Raw genomic sequence first — 16,334 nt, forward strand, 5'->3', positions numbered from 1 at the left:
GAGCTTTAAGCCTCGTCGCCCTGGGCCGCCTCGCGGCCGAGCAGCTTGGCGATGCGATCGGAGTACTGCAGGTTCTCAAGCCCCGCCTCAGCGGCCAGGTCGATCACCGGCGCGTCGTTCCACAACGCCTCCAGGCGGTAGTACTCGCGGGTCTCGGGCATGAACACGTGCACGACGATGTTGCCGTAATCCAGAAGCGACCAGCTTCCGTCGGCGGACATCTCGCGGTGGATGGGCTTGATGGACGCCTCCTCGCGCAGCTTGTCTTCGATCTCGTCGATGATGGCGTCCACCTGGCGGGAATTGGCGGCGGTGGCGATAACGAAGTAGTCGGTCACGCCGATGAGATCGCGCACTTCCTGCACCATGATGTCGGTGGCCTTCTTCTCGTCGGCGGCCTTGGCGGCGATGAGCGCGCACTCGCGCGAGAAGGCGGCCTGCCGCTCTACAGCATCGGTCATAGCTATCCTCACTTTCGGGAACATCAGATTTTGCTTGCATACCTTAGCACAAGTCCCCCGGGAAGAGGCCCGGGAGGGGGCGCGCGGAGACCTCTGAGCGCCCCCTTCCGGAGCTCTTCCCTCCATTGCCTTTGTCGTGTCAAGGTCTTCCGTAGGGAATGGGGTCGGGGTTGGCCTCGGCGCGGTAGACTTCCTGCTCGGGCATATAGGAGTTCCAAATTTCCGTGGTCTTGGAATAGATGGGGTGGCGGCGCTCCATGATGAGCTGGACCCAATAGGCGTACACCTCTAAGAACAGCTCGCGCAGCTCGATCTCGCCTATCTTCTCGCGCAGCTTTTCCACGACCTTGCCCTTGCGCCCCGGCTCCAGCGCATCGGCGATATAGACGATCATGTCCAAGTCGCTCATGCCCGCATCGCCCAGCGTATGGCGCTCGACGGCGGTGAGCACCTCGGGCGGCAGCTCCGGGAAGGCGCGCCCCAAGGCGACGGCGGCGGTGAGGCCATGCAGGACGCGGGGCATGGCGACAAGCTCGGCGTCCAGTTCCATCCCCAGCTCGTCGGCCCGCGCGAGAATGCCCGGGTCGTCATAGCCCTTGTCCCAGTCATGCAGAAGGCCGGCCACCCGGGCCGCCGTCTCGTCGGCGCCGTAGACGCGAGCCAGCTTTTCGGCCGTCTCGGACACGCCGAGGCTGTGCTTGAAACGACGCGGGCCCACCCGCTTCTCCAGCTCGTCACGGCGCGCCTCGTAGAATGCATCGCTACGCCACCCGTCCACCATCGGTCTCCCTTCGGTACAACGATTCCTCTTCAATGATCTTTCGCACGGCCTCAGGCACCAGATAGCGGATGGTGCGCCCCGAGTACACGCGCCGCCGCAGCGCACTCGAGGAAATGTCGAGGCCCGGCACAGCGAAGGGACGCACATCGAATCCGTGCTCGCGCAGATCGCGCAAGGCCTGCTCCCCCAGCTCGAAACCGGGCCGTGTGGCCGCCGCGAACGCCGCGAGGTGTGCCAGTTCGACGCTCTTTCGCCATCGGGGCAGCGTGAGGGCCGCGTCGGCGCCGACGATGAAGACGAGCTCCACCCCCGGAAGCTCCTCGCGCAGCTCGCGCAACGTGTCCACGGCGTAGGTGACGCCGGGGCGCTCTACCTCCAGGGCGCTCACGGCGAAGGCGGGGTTGCCAGCCACGGCGGCGGCCACCATGGCCAGCCGCACCTCGCCGGCGGTCACAAGACGATCCTGCTTGAAGGCGGGACGGCCCGTGGGCACGAACAGCACCGCATCGAGGTTCGCAGCCTCGAGGGCCTCCTCGGCACAGGCGAGATGCCCCAGGTGAGGGGGGTCGAAGGTGCCCCCCATGATACCCAGCCGCGCGAGCGTGCCCGTCCGTGCCCGCTGCGCCAGCGCGTCCACGGCGCCGTCCATCGCCCTTAGGCCCTCACCTGGCCCGCGCCGCGCAACACGTACTTGTAAGAGGTGAGCGCGTCGGCGGCAAAGGGCCCGCGGGCGTGGATCTTCTGGGTGGAGATGCCGATCTCGGCGCCGAGGCCGAACTGGCCGCCGTCGGTGAAGGCCGTGGAGGCGTTGGCGTACACCGCCGCCGCGTCCACCTGGGCGAGGAAGGCGTCCTGGGCCGCCTCGTCGGAGGCGACGATGGCCTCGGAGTGCTTCGTGCCGTAGCGGTTCACGTGGTCGATGGCCTCTTGCAACCCTTCCACGCACTTCACCGCCAGCTCGGGCCCCAGATACTCGGTCTCCCAGTCGGCCTCGTCGGCGAGCACGACATCGGGCGCGTCGCCGGCCGCGGAAAGCCCGGCCGCCTCGGCGATGGCGAGCACGCGCGCATCGCCGTGGACGAGCACGCCGGCCTCCTTCATGTCCGCGAGAATGGGCGGCAGCACCGCATCGGCCACCGCCGCATCCACCAGAAGGGTCTCGGCGGCGTTGCACACCCCGTAGCGGCGGCACTTCGCGTTCTTGATGATGTCGCGGGCCATCGCGGGGTCGGCGGAAGCATGCACGTACACGTGGCAGTTGCCCGTGCCCGTCTCGATGACCGGTACTTTGGCGTGCTCCACGCAATGGCGGATAAGGCCCGCGCCTCCTCGGGGAATGAGCACGTCCACCAGGCCGTGCAGCCCCATGAGCACATCGGTGGCCGCCCGATCGGTGGTGGTCACCGCGCAGATGGAGCCCTCCGGCAGCCCCGCTTCCACGGCAGCCGCGGCCAGCACGTCGGCGATGACCTCGTTGGAGCGGGCCGCAAGGCTGCCGCCCCGCAGGATGCACGCGTTGCCGGACTTCACGCAGACCCCGGCAGCGTCGGCGGTCACGTTGGGCCGGGCCTCGTAGACCATGGCCACCACGCCGAGGGGCACCGACACGCGCCGAAGCTCGATGCCGTTGTAGAGGGTCGATTCCAGCGACACGACGCCGAGCGGATCGGGCAGCGCCGCCACCTCCTCCAAAGCGTCGGCCATAGCAAAGACGCGAGGCTCGTCCAGCATGAGCCGGTCCAGCAGCGCCTCGGTGGTGCCGGCCGCCCGGGCCGCCTCCATGTCCTCGCCGTTGGCCTCCACGATGGCCGGCGCCTGCGCCCGCAGGGCCGCCGCCATGGCGAGCAGCGCCCCGTTGCGCTCCTCGGTCGTCGCCTGAGCCAACTTCACGCTCGCCGCTTTTGCGAATTTCGCCAGCTCGCGCACTTCCTCTTCCAAAGTCATGGGCCTCTCCTATTCGAATAGAACCAGTTCGTCGCGATGGATGACGGGGCGGTCGGCCAGCACGGCCAGGATGGCGTTGCTCGCCACCTCCTCGCGGCTGCGCCCGCAGGCCAGCTTCAGAAGGTCGCTCGCCGCCGCGGCACGGCCCCGCGCGAACACGTGCCCCGTCTCGTCGGCCACGTCCACGATGTCATCCAACCCGAAGTCGCCCTCCACGGCGCGAATGCCCACGGAAAGGAGCGACTTGCCGCGCATCACCAGAGCATCGCGGGCCCCCTCGTCCACGACGACGGTGCCGTGCACGGAGTCCCCGAGCGCGATCCACAGCTTCTTGGCCGTGATCTCGTGGGGGCGATCCGGCGCCGTGAACAGCGTGCCGACTGCCTCTCCGGCAGCGGCCTGAGCGATGCAATCCGCGCGCCTCCCCTGGCAGATGACCATGGGGATGCCTGCGGCCATGAGCACCCGGGCCGCCTTGATCTTCGTGATCATGCCGCCGCTTCCCACGCCGGACACCGCGCCGCCGGCCGCAGCCAAGATGTCGCGGCCGACGCGATCCACGACGGGAATGAGCGTGGCCGCCGGATCGATCTGCGGGTTCGCCGTGTACAGCCCGTCGATATCCGAGAGGATCACCATGAGGTCGGCGTCGATGAGGCAGGCCACGAGCGCCGCCAAGGTATCGTTGTCGCCGAAGCGGATCTGCTCGACGGACACCGTGTCGTTCTCGTTCACGATGGGCACCACGGACAGCTCCAGAAGCCGGTCAAGCGTATCCCGCGCGTGCAGGTAGGCCGAGCGGTCCGCCGTGTCGCGCCGGGTGAGCAGCACCACGCTCGTCAGCATGTCCTGCGCCCCGAAGGCCTCGGCATAGGCCGTGGAAAGGGCGCTCTGCCCCACGGAGGCCGCCGCCTGCAGGCTCGGCATGTCCGTCGGGCGCTTGGCGATGCCCAGTGCCTCCAGGCCGCAGGCAATGGCCGCCGACGTGACGATGACCACGTCCCATCCGGCCGCGCGAACCCGCGCCACCTGATCGGCCAGATCGTTCAGAAACCCGTAGTCGATAGAACTCTCGGAGGTGGTGAGGGTGGCCGAGCCGATCTTCACCACCAGGCGCTTGCGCCTGTGCGTCGCGTCGCTCATCAGATATCCAGCTCCTGGTAGACGTCCACGGCACCGGCCGTGGGAGATTCGAAAGCGAACGAGAAGCCGAGGATGCGCACCTCGTCCCCGTCGCGGGCGCCGGCCTTCTCGAGGGCCGTATCGACCCCCATGCGCTTGAAGCGGTGCTGGAAGAAGGCCACGGCCTCCTCGTTCTCCCAGTCGGTCTGCACCACCATGCGCTCCACCTGCACGCCGGAAACGCGCCAGGCGCCGGGGCCCTCGGAGATGATGTCGAAGCGCTTCTCGCGGGCCTCGCGGCGCAGCTCCCACACGTGGTCGTACTGCATGTCGGATGCCGCCTGCTCGCGGGCCGCCTCGCGCAGGGCGTGCACCTTGGTGGCGATGGCGGCCTTCAGCGAGTCCACGCCGGCGCCCGTCAGCGCGCTTATGCGGTAGAGCTTCGGATCGATGGGGCTTTCCACGAACTCGTTGCCCCCGGCCGCGGCAATGGAGTCCTCGCGCACCCGGGCGGCCAGCGCCTCGCAGGCCTCCTCGGTGCCGGGCACGTCGATCTTGTTGGCCACGACGATGCGGGGCCGCGCCGCCAGCTCGTCGGCGTACAGGGCCAACTCGTTCTTGATGATCTCGTAGTCCTCCAAAGGATCGCGGCCTTCCCAGTCGCCGGTCAAATCGACGACCTGCACGATGAGGGCCGTGCGCTCGATGTGGCGCAGGAACTCGTGTCCCAACCCGCGGCCCTCGGAGGCCCCTTCGATGAGCCCCGGGATATCGGCCACGACGAAGGAGAGGTCGCCCGAGGTGGCCACGCCGAGGTTGGGAACGAGCGTGGTGAACGGGTAGTCGGCGATCTTCGGCCGCGCGGCGCTCATCTTCGCGATGAGCGAGCTTTTGCCCGCCGACGGCATGCCCACCAAGGCCGCATCGGCCATGAGCTTCATTTCTAGCTCGATCCAGCGCTCCTCGGCCGGCTCGCCCAGCTCGGCGAAGGCCGGGGCGCGACGCGTGGAGGTGACGAAGTGGATGTTGCCGCGGCCGCCCATGCCGCCGCGCGCCACGGTGACCGACTCGCCGTCGTGGGTCAGATCGGCGATCATCTCGCCCACTTCCCCCTCTTCCTCGAAATACTCGCGCACGACGGTGCCCACGGGCACCTTCAGCACGAGATCCTCGCCGGTAGCGCCGTGCATGCGGCTGCCGCGGCCATGGGTACCGCGCTCGGCCTTGAAGTGGTGTTTGAAGCGGTACTCGATGAGCGAGGAGACCGAGGCGTCGGCCACAACGATGACGTTGCCGCCGTGACCGCCATCGCCGCCGTCGGGGCCGCCCTTGGGCACGTGGGCCTCGCGCCGGAACGACATGCACCCGGCGCCCCCATTGCCGCCCTTCACATTGATGCGAACCTTATCGATGAACATAGGAGCCTTTCCTTACTAGTCAGTGTGCAGATTATCGCACACTCTGCCCAGAATTCCTCTCGGGCGGTGGCGGGAGGAGGCGCTCGCCGCCCGCTGATCGCTTTATCCCCTTCCGAACGCGGCAAAAGAAATAGCGGGGGGAACGCACACAAGTCGGTACCATCCCCGCATCGTTGCTGCTGACATGGAAGCTATTTCTTAACGGCCGCGTTCTCCAGGGGGCGATCAGAGGTCGTCGAGCGCCTCCTCCCGCCACCGCTGCGCGCGTTTTCTTACTGAATACAACAATGCCCCCTGAAACTTCAGAGGGCATTGGGTTACCGTTGATGTTACGCAGTCGTTGAGACTTAAAGCGTTTAGGCGGTCTGCTCGGCCGGGATGACGTGAATCTTACGCTTCTGGCCGCGCGTGAACTTCAGCGTGCCATCGCACAGGGCGAACAGGGTGTCGTCCTTGCCGCGGCCCACGTTCTCACCGGGATGGAAGTGGGTGCCGCGCTGGCGGACGATGATGTTGCCGGTCTTCACAGCCTCGCCGGCGAACTTCTTCACGCCCAGTCGCTGCGCGTGAGAGTCGCGACCGTTACGGGTAGAGCCCAAGCCTTTCTTGTGTGCCATGAGAGATTCCTCCTTAACCCGTTACTCGGCCTTGGCCGTACCGACGGATTCGATCTTCACGCGGGTCAGGTTCTGACGATGACCGCGCAGCTTCTTGTAGTTCTTGCGCTTCTTGAACTTGAAGACCAGCGCCTTGTCGCCCTTGAACTGTTCGAGCACGGTGGCCACGACCTTGGTCTTGGCGGCCTTCTCGGGGTCGGCCTCCACCTTGTCGCCGTCTACCACGCAGATGGCCTCAAGTTCCACCTTGTCGCCAGGCTCGACGTTGAGCTTCTCGATGTTGATCTTGTCTCCGGGGGCGACCTTGTACTGCTTGCCGCCCGTTTTCACGATTGCGTACATGTAAGTTTCTCCTTGAATGTGACTAAACGCAAGGCGATATCTTACCCGACACCCCCGCGCGAGTCAATGATTTTCTCCCGCAAAAACCCGCCGTTCACCGAGCATCTACATATGCAGGAAACGACGGAGTTGCCTTGCGACCCCCGCCGAGCTTCTTTCCTCACCCAGCAGCCCATCGGCCCATCGCGCGCAACTACCGAGCCGCGAGCTTTTCATCTGGAAAATGTGCTTTTTTGTTCAGGCCTCTGACCTGGGAAATCTGGAGTTATACCAGGTCAAACTAGGTGTTTCCCGAAAACAGAAAAGCACATTTTCCAAATTTCGCGAGCCAAAATAGCACGTTTTCCAGATTTGGGCCAAAATGGCACATTTTCCAAAACGAGGAAGAGCCAGGCGGAACACACGAGGAGGGCGCCCCGCGCAGGGGACGCCCTCCCGGAAGGATGACAGCCGGCAGGCTGTTATCGGTACATCCTAGGCTGCTCCAGGCAGAATGAGCATCGCAGCGGTAAGGATCACCATGCAGACGATGCCGAGGACCACGAACAGCTTCGCGCCGAACTTGAGCCAGGTCGAGTACTCGATCTTGGCGAGGGCCAAACCGCCCATGATGGCGCCGGAGGTCGGCGTGAACAGGTTCACAAGGCCGTTGCCGGCGGAGTAGATCATGACCATGGTCTCGACCGAGAAGTTCAGCTGGTGGGCCAGGCCGCCCAGAATCGGGATGGAGACCGTCGCCATGCCGGAGGAGGACGGGATCAGGAAGGACAGGACGATGTAGAGCAGGAACGACAGCGGCGCGAAGATGATCGCCGACATGCCCGCGAGCGCGTTGGCCGCGTTGTTCAGGATCCACATGTCCAGACCGGTGGAGGCCATAAGCACGGTGATGGAGCGGGCCAGCGCGATGATGAGCACGACCGACATCATGTCGGCGGCGCCGTTGATGAACGCCTTCACGAAGCGGCTCTCGGACACGCCGCCGATGACGCCGATGATGAGCGCCATGAGCAGGAACCACGTGGAGGCCTCGTCGAAGTACCACTGGCCCAGAGGAATGCCGGTAAGGAAGCTCGACCAAGCCGGAGTGACCTCCTCCTCGGAGACGGAGACGGCCTCGACGGGCTCGGCGATGGTGGTCGTGGTGGCGCCGTCGTTGGCGTCGTCGATGAAGGTGGCGACCTCCTCGCCGGTCATCGTCGTCGACACTTCCTCATAGGACTGGCCGGCCACAAAGCCATCGAAGCCCAGATCCTCCCAGGGGATGAACGACACGATCATGATGACGAAGGTGAGCGCGAACACGACGAGGGTGGCCTTCTGGCGACCGGTCATCTTCGGAGCCATCTCCTGACCGTCAGCAGCCTCGGCCTCGGAGTCGGTCATGCCCCACTCGTTCATCATATCCTGCTGCTCCTGCAACGACAGGAAGGTGGAGCCCTTGTCGGCCTTCACCTTCTTGGCGTAGCGCATCACGAAGATGATGGAGATGATCGTCGTCGTGAGCCAGAGAATAGCGCCGAGCGCGATGATGATGCCCTGGTTGACGGCAATGCCGATACCGGAGAGCGCATCGACGGCCACGCCCACGGCGAACGGGTTCACAGTCGAGCCCAAAACGCCGCAGCCGGCGCCCAAAAGGACGACCGCCGCGCCGGTCAGGCTGTCGAAGCCGGCGGCCACCATGGTGGCGGCGAGCAGCAGGTAGAAGGGCACCGTTTCCTCGCACATGCCGTAGGTGGTGCCGCCGATGGAGAAGATGAACATCAAAATGGGGATGAGCACGAGCTCGTTGCCCTTGAGCTTGTGCACCAGCGCGGCGATGCCGGCATCGAGCGCGCCGGTCTCGGTGACGATACCGAGGAAACCGCCGAGGATCATAACGAACAGGCACACGCCGATGGCGTCCTGGAAGCCGAAGACCGGCGCGGTGAGCACGCCGGAGAGCGTGGCGCCCTCGATGCCCTCGACGCCGCAGGCGGCCATGATAACGGTAATGACCGCAAGCGCCACCAGGATGATCAGCAAAATAGTGAACGAAGAGAGGCTCGCGCGCTTCTTCTTTTTAGTATCAGCCATGGGAGTTTCTCCTTAAGGGAGAGGCGGCCGATAAGGGAGATCGGCCGCCGTTTGGACAGGAAGAAAGCCTAGATAGCCTCGCGCCAGGCCGGCATGGACATGCAGCGCGGGCCGCCACGGCCGCGGGAGAGCTCGGCCGACGGCATGACCAGGCAGTTGATGCCGTTCTTGTACAGCACGTCGTTGGTGACGTTGTTGCGCTGGTACACCACCACGGTGCCGGGACGGACGCAGAGCGTGTTGGAGCCGTCGTTCCACTGCTCGCGCTCGGCCGCGATGCGGTCGCCGCCGCCGCAGGGGATGAGCTTCACGGGCTGGCCGACGTACTCGGTCAGGATGGACTCCAGATCCTCGTCGCGCTCGCGGATCTTGGTGCCGCCGTTGCCGTCCGGGGTGATCTCGAAGACGGTCAGCGGGCCCATGATGCCGGGATGGATGGTGAACTTGTCGCGGTCGATCTGGGTGAACACCGTGTCCAGGTGCATGAAGGCGCGGGACACCGGGATGTTGAACGCCAGGATGGTGTCGATGGTGGACGTCTCGTCGCTGAACACGTTGTGGGCCAGCTGATCGATGGCGTCGGGCTCGGTGCGCTGGGAGATGCCGATGGCCAGCACGTGGTCGTTGATGTTCAGCACGTCGCCGCCCTCGATGTGGAAGGTGTTCTCGCGGCTGTAGTACTGCGGCACGTCCTTGAAATCCGGATGATAGTTGAAGATGTAGTCGCCGTAGATGGTCTCGCGGTTGCGCGTCTGGCTGTACATGCGGTTGATGGACACGCCGTTGCCGATCATCGCGAACGGGTCGCGGGTGAAGTACAGGTTCGGCATCGGGGCGCACACGAGCTTCGTGCGGTCGGACACCATGTCCACGAGCAGGTTGGTGTGCTGCTGCGGCAGCTCCTGCAGGTTGATGCCCGCCATGGTCTTCATGACCATGTCCTTGGTGCCGGTGTACTCGCTATTGATGTAGTCCTTGATGATCTGGGTGTACAGGTCGGTGCGGATGCCCGCCTCGTAGATCCACTGGTCGAGGAACTTCTCGCGCAGGGCCGGGTCGGTGTCCAGGGCCTCGGCCATAAGGTCCTCCAGATAGACGACCTCCACGCCCTCCTCGCGCAGAATGCCCGCGAAGGCGTCGTGCTCGGCCTGAGCGACCTCCAAGAACGGGATGTCGTCGAACAGCAGCTCCTCCAGCGTGTTCGGGGTGAGGTTCAAAAGCTCGTTCCCCGGGCGATGAAGGATAACCTTCTTGAGGTTGCCGATCTCGCTCTTGACGTTTACTCCTTGCATGTGACTCTCCGATCTGGCGCGTCCGCGCCACTCGATTGCCGGCTGCCGCGGTTTCCCTCCACGGCCACGCGAGTCCCGAAGGAACTGGCTCGCGATTTCATGAATCCAATGTGCAGGAACTATGAAGTTTGCGAAAGGTCTAAACCAGTTGTAGCTCGGCCCCATCAGCCAAACGCTTTCCTACGGGTTTCTTCTACAACCAACCTAAACCGCAGGTCACTTACGCTTTTTAAAAACTCTGATTATTGACTTTTCGTCAGGTAATTAAGCGCTGTTACCGTTTCGTAAGCTTTCTGCTCAAGAGTTTTCGCCCGGGCGCGTCTCCACAACTCTCCTTCGAGCGACGCATTCGGGGAACGCAGAGCGCCATCCAGGCCCCCATCGCTCTCGACGGCTTCCCCCGGCCCTCGAAATTCCCCGCGAAGCGATATAATGAGCTTAAAAAGAGGGCCTGATGCAGGCTGGCTGGAACGAAGGGGTCTATGGGACTGGCGATTTTTTACGAGACACTCTTGGTTATTCTCGTCTCGGCACTGACGGCGGCGGTTTGCCTTTCCTCGTATCTGGTAACGAAGCGGAAGACGATGCTGTTCGCCTGCATCGCGTTCATGTTCTACTTCTTCGACGTGGCCTCCATCCTGCAGGACGACTATGCGGCGCGCGAGCTGGCCTCGGGGCTGACCCAGGAGTACTATTTCATCCGCTCGCTTTACACGATGGTCACTGGAGCCGGCTTTCTCGGCGCCTTCTGGTTCATGGTCTGCGAGTACATCGGCGAATGCCGTCGCAGCATCCGCATCACGCCCATCGTCGTTTATGCCGCCCTCTCGCTGATCCTGCTCGCCATCTCCGGCGAGAGCAAGGTGCTGAGGTTCTGCTATTACAGCTGCCGCGCCGCCTTCATGTTCTGGATCCTGGCCTATGGCGCCGTTCACTACCTGCGTACGAAAGACCCGGTCGAGCGGCAACGACTTGGTCGCTACAAGAACCATTGCATCGCTCTCGCCCTACTCGGAATGGTCATGGTAGCCGAGGACGCGCTGTTCTTCCTCGTGCTTTCCACCGACACGATCACGATAGGACCGTTCACGTTCTCGGCGGAGCGAAACTACGCCGAGAACGTGCTCATGATGGTCTGTGCAGCCATGACCTGCTGGTTCGCCCTGCGTCAGCTGGATATTCACTCCAACAAGGCGCCCGTGGTGGACGACACCCTCCGCTATCGTCAGACAGCCGAGGATCTGCTCGTCTACGCCAAGCGCCACCAGCTGACGGCCCGCGAGCAGGAGGTGCTCGACTACATCCTGCGCGATCAGGACAACCAGAACATCGCCTCGGCGATGTCGCTCTCCCCGTCCACCGTGAAGGTGCACGTGCACAACATCTTGCAAAAGACGGGGCATACCAACCGCCAGGAGCTCATCCAGGATTTCTGGAAGACGGTGTAAGGGACTCCTCTGACTGGGAGGTCGGGACGAGGTATCCCCAGCCCGCTGCGCGCTTTATCCCCCTGCGAACGCGGCTAGTGCGCTTCGGCCCAGGTGGGGCCCCAGCTGACATCGGCGATGAGGGGTACCTTCAGCTCGACGACGCCCTCCATGACCTCTTTCACCATGGCGGCCAACCGCTCCACTTCCCCAGCCGGCACCGAGAAGTCCAGCTCGTCGTGCACCTGGATCATGAGCTGGGCCTCAAAGTCCTCGGCCAGAAGACGGCGCTGCACCTCGTTCATGGCCATCTTGATGATGTCGGCGGCGCTCCCCTGCATGGGATGGTTCATGGCCGTGCGCTCGCCGAAGGCCCGCTGCTGGCCGTTGGAGCTCTTCAGCTCGGGAATGTGGCGCTTGCGGCCGAGCATGGTCTCGGCGAAGCCGCGCTCGCGGGCCTCGGCGACGGTCTCGTCCAAGTAAGTGCGCACGCCGGGGTACGCCTCGAAGTAGCGGTCGATCATCTCGCGGGCCTCGGCCACGGGGATGTCCAGCGTCTGGGAGAGTCCGAAGGCCTGCTGGCCGTAGACGATGCCGAAGTTCACCGCCTTGGCGCGGCTGCGCAGCTCCGGTGTCACCGCCTCCACCGGCAGACCGAAGACGCGAGAGGCCGTGGAGGCGTGGAAATCCGCCCCGGAGTTGAACGCCGCTACCAAGTGCTCGTCGCCGGACAGATGCGCGAGCAGGCGCAGCTCGATCTGCGAGTAGTCCGCCGACAGGAACAGCTCGCCCGCCCGCAGCGGCACGAAGCAACTGCGGATCTGGCGGCCGAACTCGGTGCGCACGGGAATGTTCTGCAGGTTCGGGTCGGATGACGACAGGCGCCCGGTCGTGGTGACCGTCTCGTTGAACTGGGTGTGCACGCGACCGTCGGCGGCCCGCATACGGGGCAGGGCGTCAATGTAGGTGTTCTTGATCTTCGAGAACTCGCGGTAGCGCAGGATGAGGTCGGGCAACGGATGGATGGCCGACAGCTCCGTGAGCACCTTGGCGTCGGTGGAGTACCCGCGCTGGTTCTTCTTCACCGGGGGCAGTTCCAGCACCTCGAAGAGGATGTGGGCCAGCTGCTTGGGGGAACTCAAGTTGAAGGGCTCGCCGGCCAGTTTGTAAATCTGGGCCGTGAGACCGTCCACCTCGGCCTGGGCCTCGCGCCCCAGCGCCTCCAGGCGCTCCGCGTCGATGGCGGCGCCCACGCGCTCCATGACGGCGAGCACCCCCACGAGCGGCAAGTCGATGTCGGCGTAAGCGTCCCAGCTGCCGTCCTTCTTCAGCGCCTCCTCCAAGAGCCCCTTCAGCAGACGAGCCGCCGTGGCGCGGATGGCCGCGCGCTCGGCGTCGGTTTCGGCCTCGGGCAGCGTGGAGGCGGCCAGGGCCTCCATGAGCGAGTCGTAGGTGTAGGCGGAAAGCGACGAGTTCAGCACGTAGCCCGCCACGGACAGGTCGAAGCCGTCGGCAGAGAGCACCTCCCCATCGCTCACGAGAGCCGGCTCGGCGGTGTCGGCCGGGTACACCCGATGCAGCTCCGCCTTCACATCCAGGGCCACGAACGAGCCTTCCCGAACCACCTGGGCGAGCAGCGCCAGCGCGTCGTCTCCCACCGCGACGACCGTTGCCTCGTCGGTGGCGAACGCGCCGGTCGCCCCCTCGTCGAACAACGACACCTGCTCCGGATCGACGAAGGCGACGCCGATGGTCTCCCCCGCCTTCACGGCCCGAACGACCTCGGCCGCGCCGGCGTCCCCCTCGAGCACCGGCGCCACTTCCAATTTCGCCTCGCGCGAGGGCGGCTCGGCATCGATCATGGCCAGCACCCGGGCCAAGGGGCTCGCCAGCTGGTACTTGCCGAACGCCTCCTCCACGTCCGCCGCGTCGAAGGCGGGAAAGCTCACCGCCTCCAAGTCGAGGGGGAAGTCCAGATCGGTCACGATGGTCGCGATCTCCCGGGACAGAAACGCCGTCTCGCGGTTGTTCTCGATGTTCTCCTTCTGCTTGCCCTTGAGCTCCCCCACGTGCTCGTAGATGCCCTCCATCGACCCGTAGGTCTGCAGAAGCTTCGTGGCGGTCTTGGGCCCGATGCCGGGCACGCCGGGGATGTTGTCGGAGCTGTCGCCCATAAGCCCCAGGTAGTCGATGAACTGGGCGGGCGTCACGCCGTAGCGCTCCTCCACCTCGGCCGGCCCGTTGATGGTCACGTCCGTGATGCCCTTCTTCGTGGTCACGATGCGCGTCAACTCGCTCGCCAGCTGGTAGGCGTCCTTGTCGCCGGTGACGAGCAGGGTCTCGTATCCCAGCGCCTCGTCGCGGGCGGCAATGGTGCCCAGAATGTCGTCGCCCTCCCAGCCGGGCACCTTCACCACGGGGATGGCCATGGACTCGAGCAGCTCCTGAATGACGGGGAACTGCACGTGCAGCTCCTCGTCCATGGGCGGCCGCTGCGCCTTGTACTGGGCCATGGCCTCGATGCGGTGCACCGGCTTGCCGGCGTCGAAGGCGCACACCACCGCGTCCGGCGAGGCCATCTCGATGAACTTGCAGAGCATGGTGAGGAAGCCGAAGACGGCGTTGGTGGGGGTGCCGTCCTTGGCGGTCATGGGCGTCTGCACCGCATGGTAGGCACGATGCATGAGCGAGTTTCCGTCGATAACGGCAATCTTTTTTGACATTTCGAGCCTTTCGGGTCTTAGGCGTTCCACAAATAGCCGACGCCGCGCACCGTCTCCAGGCGCTGAGCGAGCTCCGGGCCGAGCTTGGCGCGAACGCGGCGCACGTGGACGTCCACGGTGCGGCTGCCGCCGTAGTAGTCGAAGCCCCACACGCGGCGCAGCAGCGCGTCTCGGGAGTAGGTGCGGCCCGGATGGGTGACGAGGAAGGCGAGCAGGGCGTATTCCAAATAGGTGAGGTCCACCGGCTCGCCGCCGACCTTCACCTGGTAGGTGGCAAGGTTCACGGTCATGTTGTCCACGGTGATGTAGTCGGCCGAACTGCCCTCGTTGCCGGGCCACAGCAGCTGTCGAATGCGGGTGGCGCACTCGGCGGCGCTCGCCCCGTGCACGACGAAGTCGGCCTTGCAGGACACCGGCAGACGGAACTGGGCCAGCTGGTCCTCGTTCACGATGACGAGCATGGCAGTGGCACCTTCCTCGGCAAGCGCCGCCTCCACCGAGGCCACCGTGCCCAGAGCGTCGCCCCGGGCCTCGTAGATGACCAGATCGTGGCTCGGGTGCGCCGCGAGCAGCTTCTTGAACTGCACCGATGAGCCCGCAGCCACGTCTACGTCCAGCTTCGAGAGCACCTGCTGGAACTTGTGGGCGTTGTCGAGGCTGTCGGCGATGAAGATAATCGTTTTGCGCTGCATGCTACAACACCGCCAAATTGCGCTCGAGCTCCCACGCGGTCACGATACCCTGGTAGGCCTCCCATTCCTCGCGCTTGGTGCGCACGAGGTAATCGTGGATGTGCTCGCCCAAGGTCTCGCGCATCAGCTTGCTCTCCGCGAAGCGCTCCACGGCCTCGCCGAGGGATTCCGGCAGCGTCTCGATGCCCCGGGCGCGATGCTCGTAGCGGGTGCAGCCGATGGGCGCGGCCTCGTCGGCCGGGGGCATCAGCTCAAGCCCCTCCTCGATGCCCGCCAGCCCCGCGGCCAGCATGACGGCGAAGGCGAGATAGGGGTTCGCCGCCGGGTCGGGGCTGCGCAGCTCCACCCGGCAGGCCGACTCGCTGTTCGGGCGATAGCCCGGGATGCGCACCAAGGTCGAGCGGTTTCGCGCGCCCCAGCTGATGCAGGTGGGCGCCTCCCCTCCCGGCTGCAGGCGCTTGTAGGAGTTCACGTACTGGTTCGTGACCAGCGTGTACTCCGGCGCGTACTTCAGAAGGCCGGCGATGTAGCTCTTCGCCGTGGCCGACAGGTTGTACCCGGACGGATCGTCCGGGTCGAAGAACACGTTGTTGCCGGAGCGATCCATGAGACTCTGGTGCACGTGCATGCCGTTGCCGGGAGCATCCGCCATGGGCTTGGGCATGAACGAGGCGTACACCCCGTGCTTCATGGCGATTTCCTTCACCACCTGCTTGTAGGTCATAACGGCGTCGGCCATGGAGAGCGCATCGGCGTAGCGCAAGTCGATCTCGTGCTGGGAAGGGCCCTTCTCGTGGTGGGAGTACTCCACGGGAATGCCCATCTTCTCCAAAGTGAGCACCGTGTCGCGGCGCAGATCGGAGGCGGAATCGAGCGACGTCAGGTCGAAGTAGCTGCCATGATCGAGCACGTCGGTGCCCTCGGCGTCCTTGAAGTAGAAGTACTCCAGCTCGGGCCCTACGATAAACGAGTAGCCGTCCTCGGCGGCGCGGCGCACCACCCGCTCCAGCACATGGCGCGAATCTCCCGCGTAGGGCTCCCCCTCCGGCGTGCGGATGTCGCAGATCATGCGGGCCACGGCGTTGGCCTGGGGACGCCAGGGCAAGATCTCGAAGGTGGAAGGGTCGGGAAAGGCCAGCATGTCCGACTCCTGCGCCGCCGAGAAGCCCTCGATGCAGCTGGCGTCGAAGCCCATGCCCTCCTCGAAGGCGCTCTCCAGCTCGCCGGGCACCACCGCGAAGGACTTCATGTTGCCCAAGACGTCGGTGAACCAGAAGCGAACGAAGTGAACATCCCTGCTCTCAACCGTTTTCAGGACGAAGTCCTGCTCCGGATTCGCAACCATATCTACTCCCATCGGTCGCGTTGCGTTCAACTCCCTAGCATTATAAAACCGCGCCCGCTCCCCTTTGCGGGAATTCACAGGACGGCAAAAG

At 64.9% G+C, this 16,334-nt stretch carries 14 protein-coding genes; 1 reads left to right on the plus strand and 13 read right to left on the minus strand.

Annotated elements, in window-relative coordinates; genetic code table 11:
• Positions 1-5: 5 nt before the first annotated feature.
• The 10 genes from rsfS to arcA all read right to left on the minus strand — a co-directional run bounded on the left by rsfS (position 6) and on the right by arcA (position 10,056).
• Positions 6-461: a ribosome silencing factor gene (rsfS, locus tag ACW4LP_RS02365; RefSeq protein ID WP_455803428.1), complete on the minus strand. Its 456-nt coding sequence runs from the start codon at positions 459-461 to the stop codon at positions 6-8.
• A 139-nt stretch (positions 462-600) separates the two neighbouring features.
• Positions 601-1,242 (minus strand): bis(5'-nucleosyl)-tetraphosphatase (symmetrical) YqeK, encoded by a 642-nt coding sequence (yqeK, locus tag ACW4LP_RS02370; RefSeq protein WP_418686573.1) that lies wholly within the window; start codon positions 1,240-1,242, stop codon positions 601-603.
• On the minus strand, positions 1,223-1,891 hold the full coding sequence (gene nadD, locus ACW4LP_RS02375; protein ID WP_455803429.1) for a nicotinate-nucleotide adenylyltransferase: 669 nt from the start codon (positions 1,889-1,891) through the stop codon (positions 1,223-1,225). The genes yqeK and nadD overlap by 20 nt, the downstream gene beginning before the upstream one ends.
• 5 nt (positions 1,892-1,896) lie before the next feature.
• Positions 1,897-3,186, minus strand: a complete 1,290-nt coding sequence (locus tag ACW4LP_RS02380) for a glutamate-5-semialdehyde dehydrogenase (protein ID WP_161128446.1) — start codon at positions 3,184-3,186, stop codon at positions 1,897-1,899.
• 9 nt (positions 3,187-3,195) lie between these two features.
• On the minus strand, positions 3,196-4,329 hold the full coding sequence (proB, locus tag ACW4LP_RS02385) for a glutamate 5-kinase (RefSeq protein WP_114548744.1): 1,134 nt from the start codon (positions 4,327-4,329) through the stop codon (positions 3,196-3,198).
• Positions 4,329-5,726, minus strand: coding sequence for a GTPase ObgE (gene obgE, locus ACW4LP_RS02390; RefSeq protein ID WP_117284948.1), 1,398 nt, complete (start codon positions 5,724-5,726; stop codon positions 4,329-4,331). Before obgE ends, proB begins: the two co-directional genes overlap by 1 nt.
• Positions 5,727-6,082: 356 nt before the next feature.
• Positions 6,083-6,343, minus strand: coding sequence for a 50S ribosomal protein L27 (rpmA, locus tag ACW4LP_RS02395; protein ID WP_022740161.1), 261 nt, complete (start codon positions 6,341-6,343; stop codon positions 6,083-6,085).
• A 21-nt stretch (positions 6,344-6,364) separates the two neighbouring features.
• The gene (rplU, locus tag ACW4LP_RS02400; protein ID WP_022740162.1) at positions 6,365-6,685 is read right to left on the minus strand and encodes a 50S ribosomal protein L21; all 321 of its coding nucleotides are present in this window, start codon (positions 6,683-6,685) and stop codon (positions 6,365-6,367) included.
• 474 nt (positions 6,686-7,159) lie between these two features.
• Positions 7,160-8,764, minus strand: coding sequence for a YfcC family protein (locus ACW4LP_RS02405; RefSeq protein WP_455803430.1), 1,605 nt, complete (start codon positions 8,762-8,764; stop codon positions 7,160-7,162).
• A gap of 68 nt (positions 8,765-8,832) precedes the next feature.
• Positions 8,833-10,056 (minus strand): arginine deiminase, encoded by a 1,224-nt coding sequence (gene arcA / locus ACW4LP_RS02410; protein WP_455803431.1) that lies wholly within the window; start codon positions 10,054-10,056, stop codon positions 8,833-8,835.
• A gap of 482 nt (positions 10,057-10,538) precedes the next feature.
• Between arcA and ACW4LP_RS02415 the strand changes: the two genes are divergently transcribed.
• Positions 10,539-11,504 carry a helix-turn-helix transcriptional regulator gene (locus ACW4LP_RS02415; protein ID WP_306506514.1) on the plus strand — a complete coding sequence of 322 codons (966 nt, stop codon included), beginning with the start codon at positions 10,539-10,541 and terminating at the stop codon, positions 11,502-11,504.
• Positions 11,505-11,578: 74 nt separating this feature from the next.
• Here ACW4LP_RS02415 and polA read toward each other — a convergent pair whose 3' ends face one another.
• From polA to ACW4LP_RS02430, 3 genes are read right to left on the minus strand one after another with little or no spacing between them, the layout of a single operon-like run.
• Positions 11,579-14,206: a DNA polymerase I gene (polA, locus tag ACW4LP_RS02420; RefSeq protein WP_455803432.1), complete on the minus strand. Its 2,628-nt coding sequence runs from the start codon at positions 14,204-14,206 to the stop codon at positions 11,579-11,581.
• Positions 14,207-14,223: 17 nt separating this feature from the next.
• Positions 14,224-14,898 (minus strand): winged helix family transcriptional regulator, encoded by a 675-nt coding sequence (locus ACW4LP_RS02425; RefSeq protein ID WP_161127779.1) that lies wholly within the window; start codon positions 14,896-14,898, stop codon positions 14,224-14,226.
• A gap of 1 nt (position 14,899) precedes the next feature.
• Positions 14,900-16,243, minus strand: a complete 1,344-nt coding sequence (locus ACW4LP_RS02430; protein WP_022740169.1) for a glutamine synthetase family protein — start codon at positions 16,241-16,243, stop codon at positions 14,900-14,902.
• Between the last annotated feature and the right edge of the window lie 91 nt (positions 16,244-16,334).

The organism is Adlercreutzia sp. CNCM I-6215 (genome assembly GCF_977072315.1).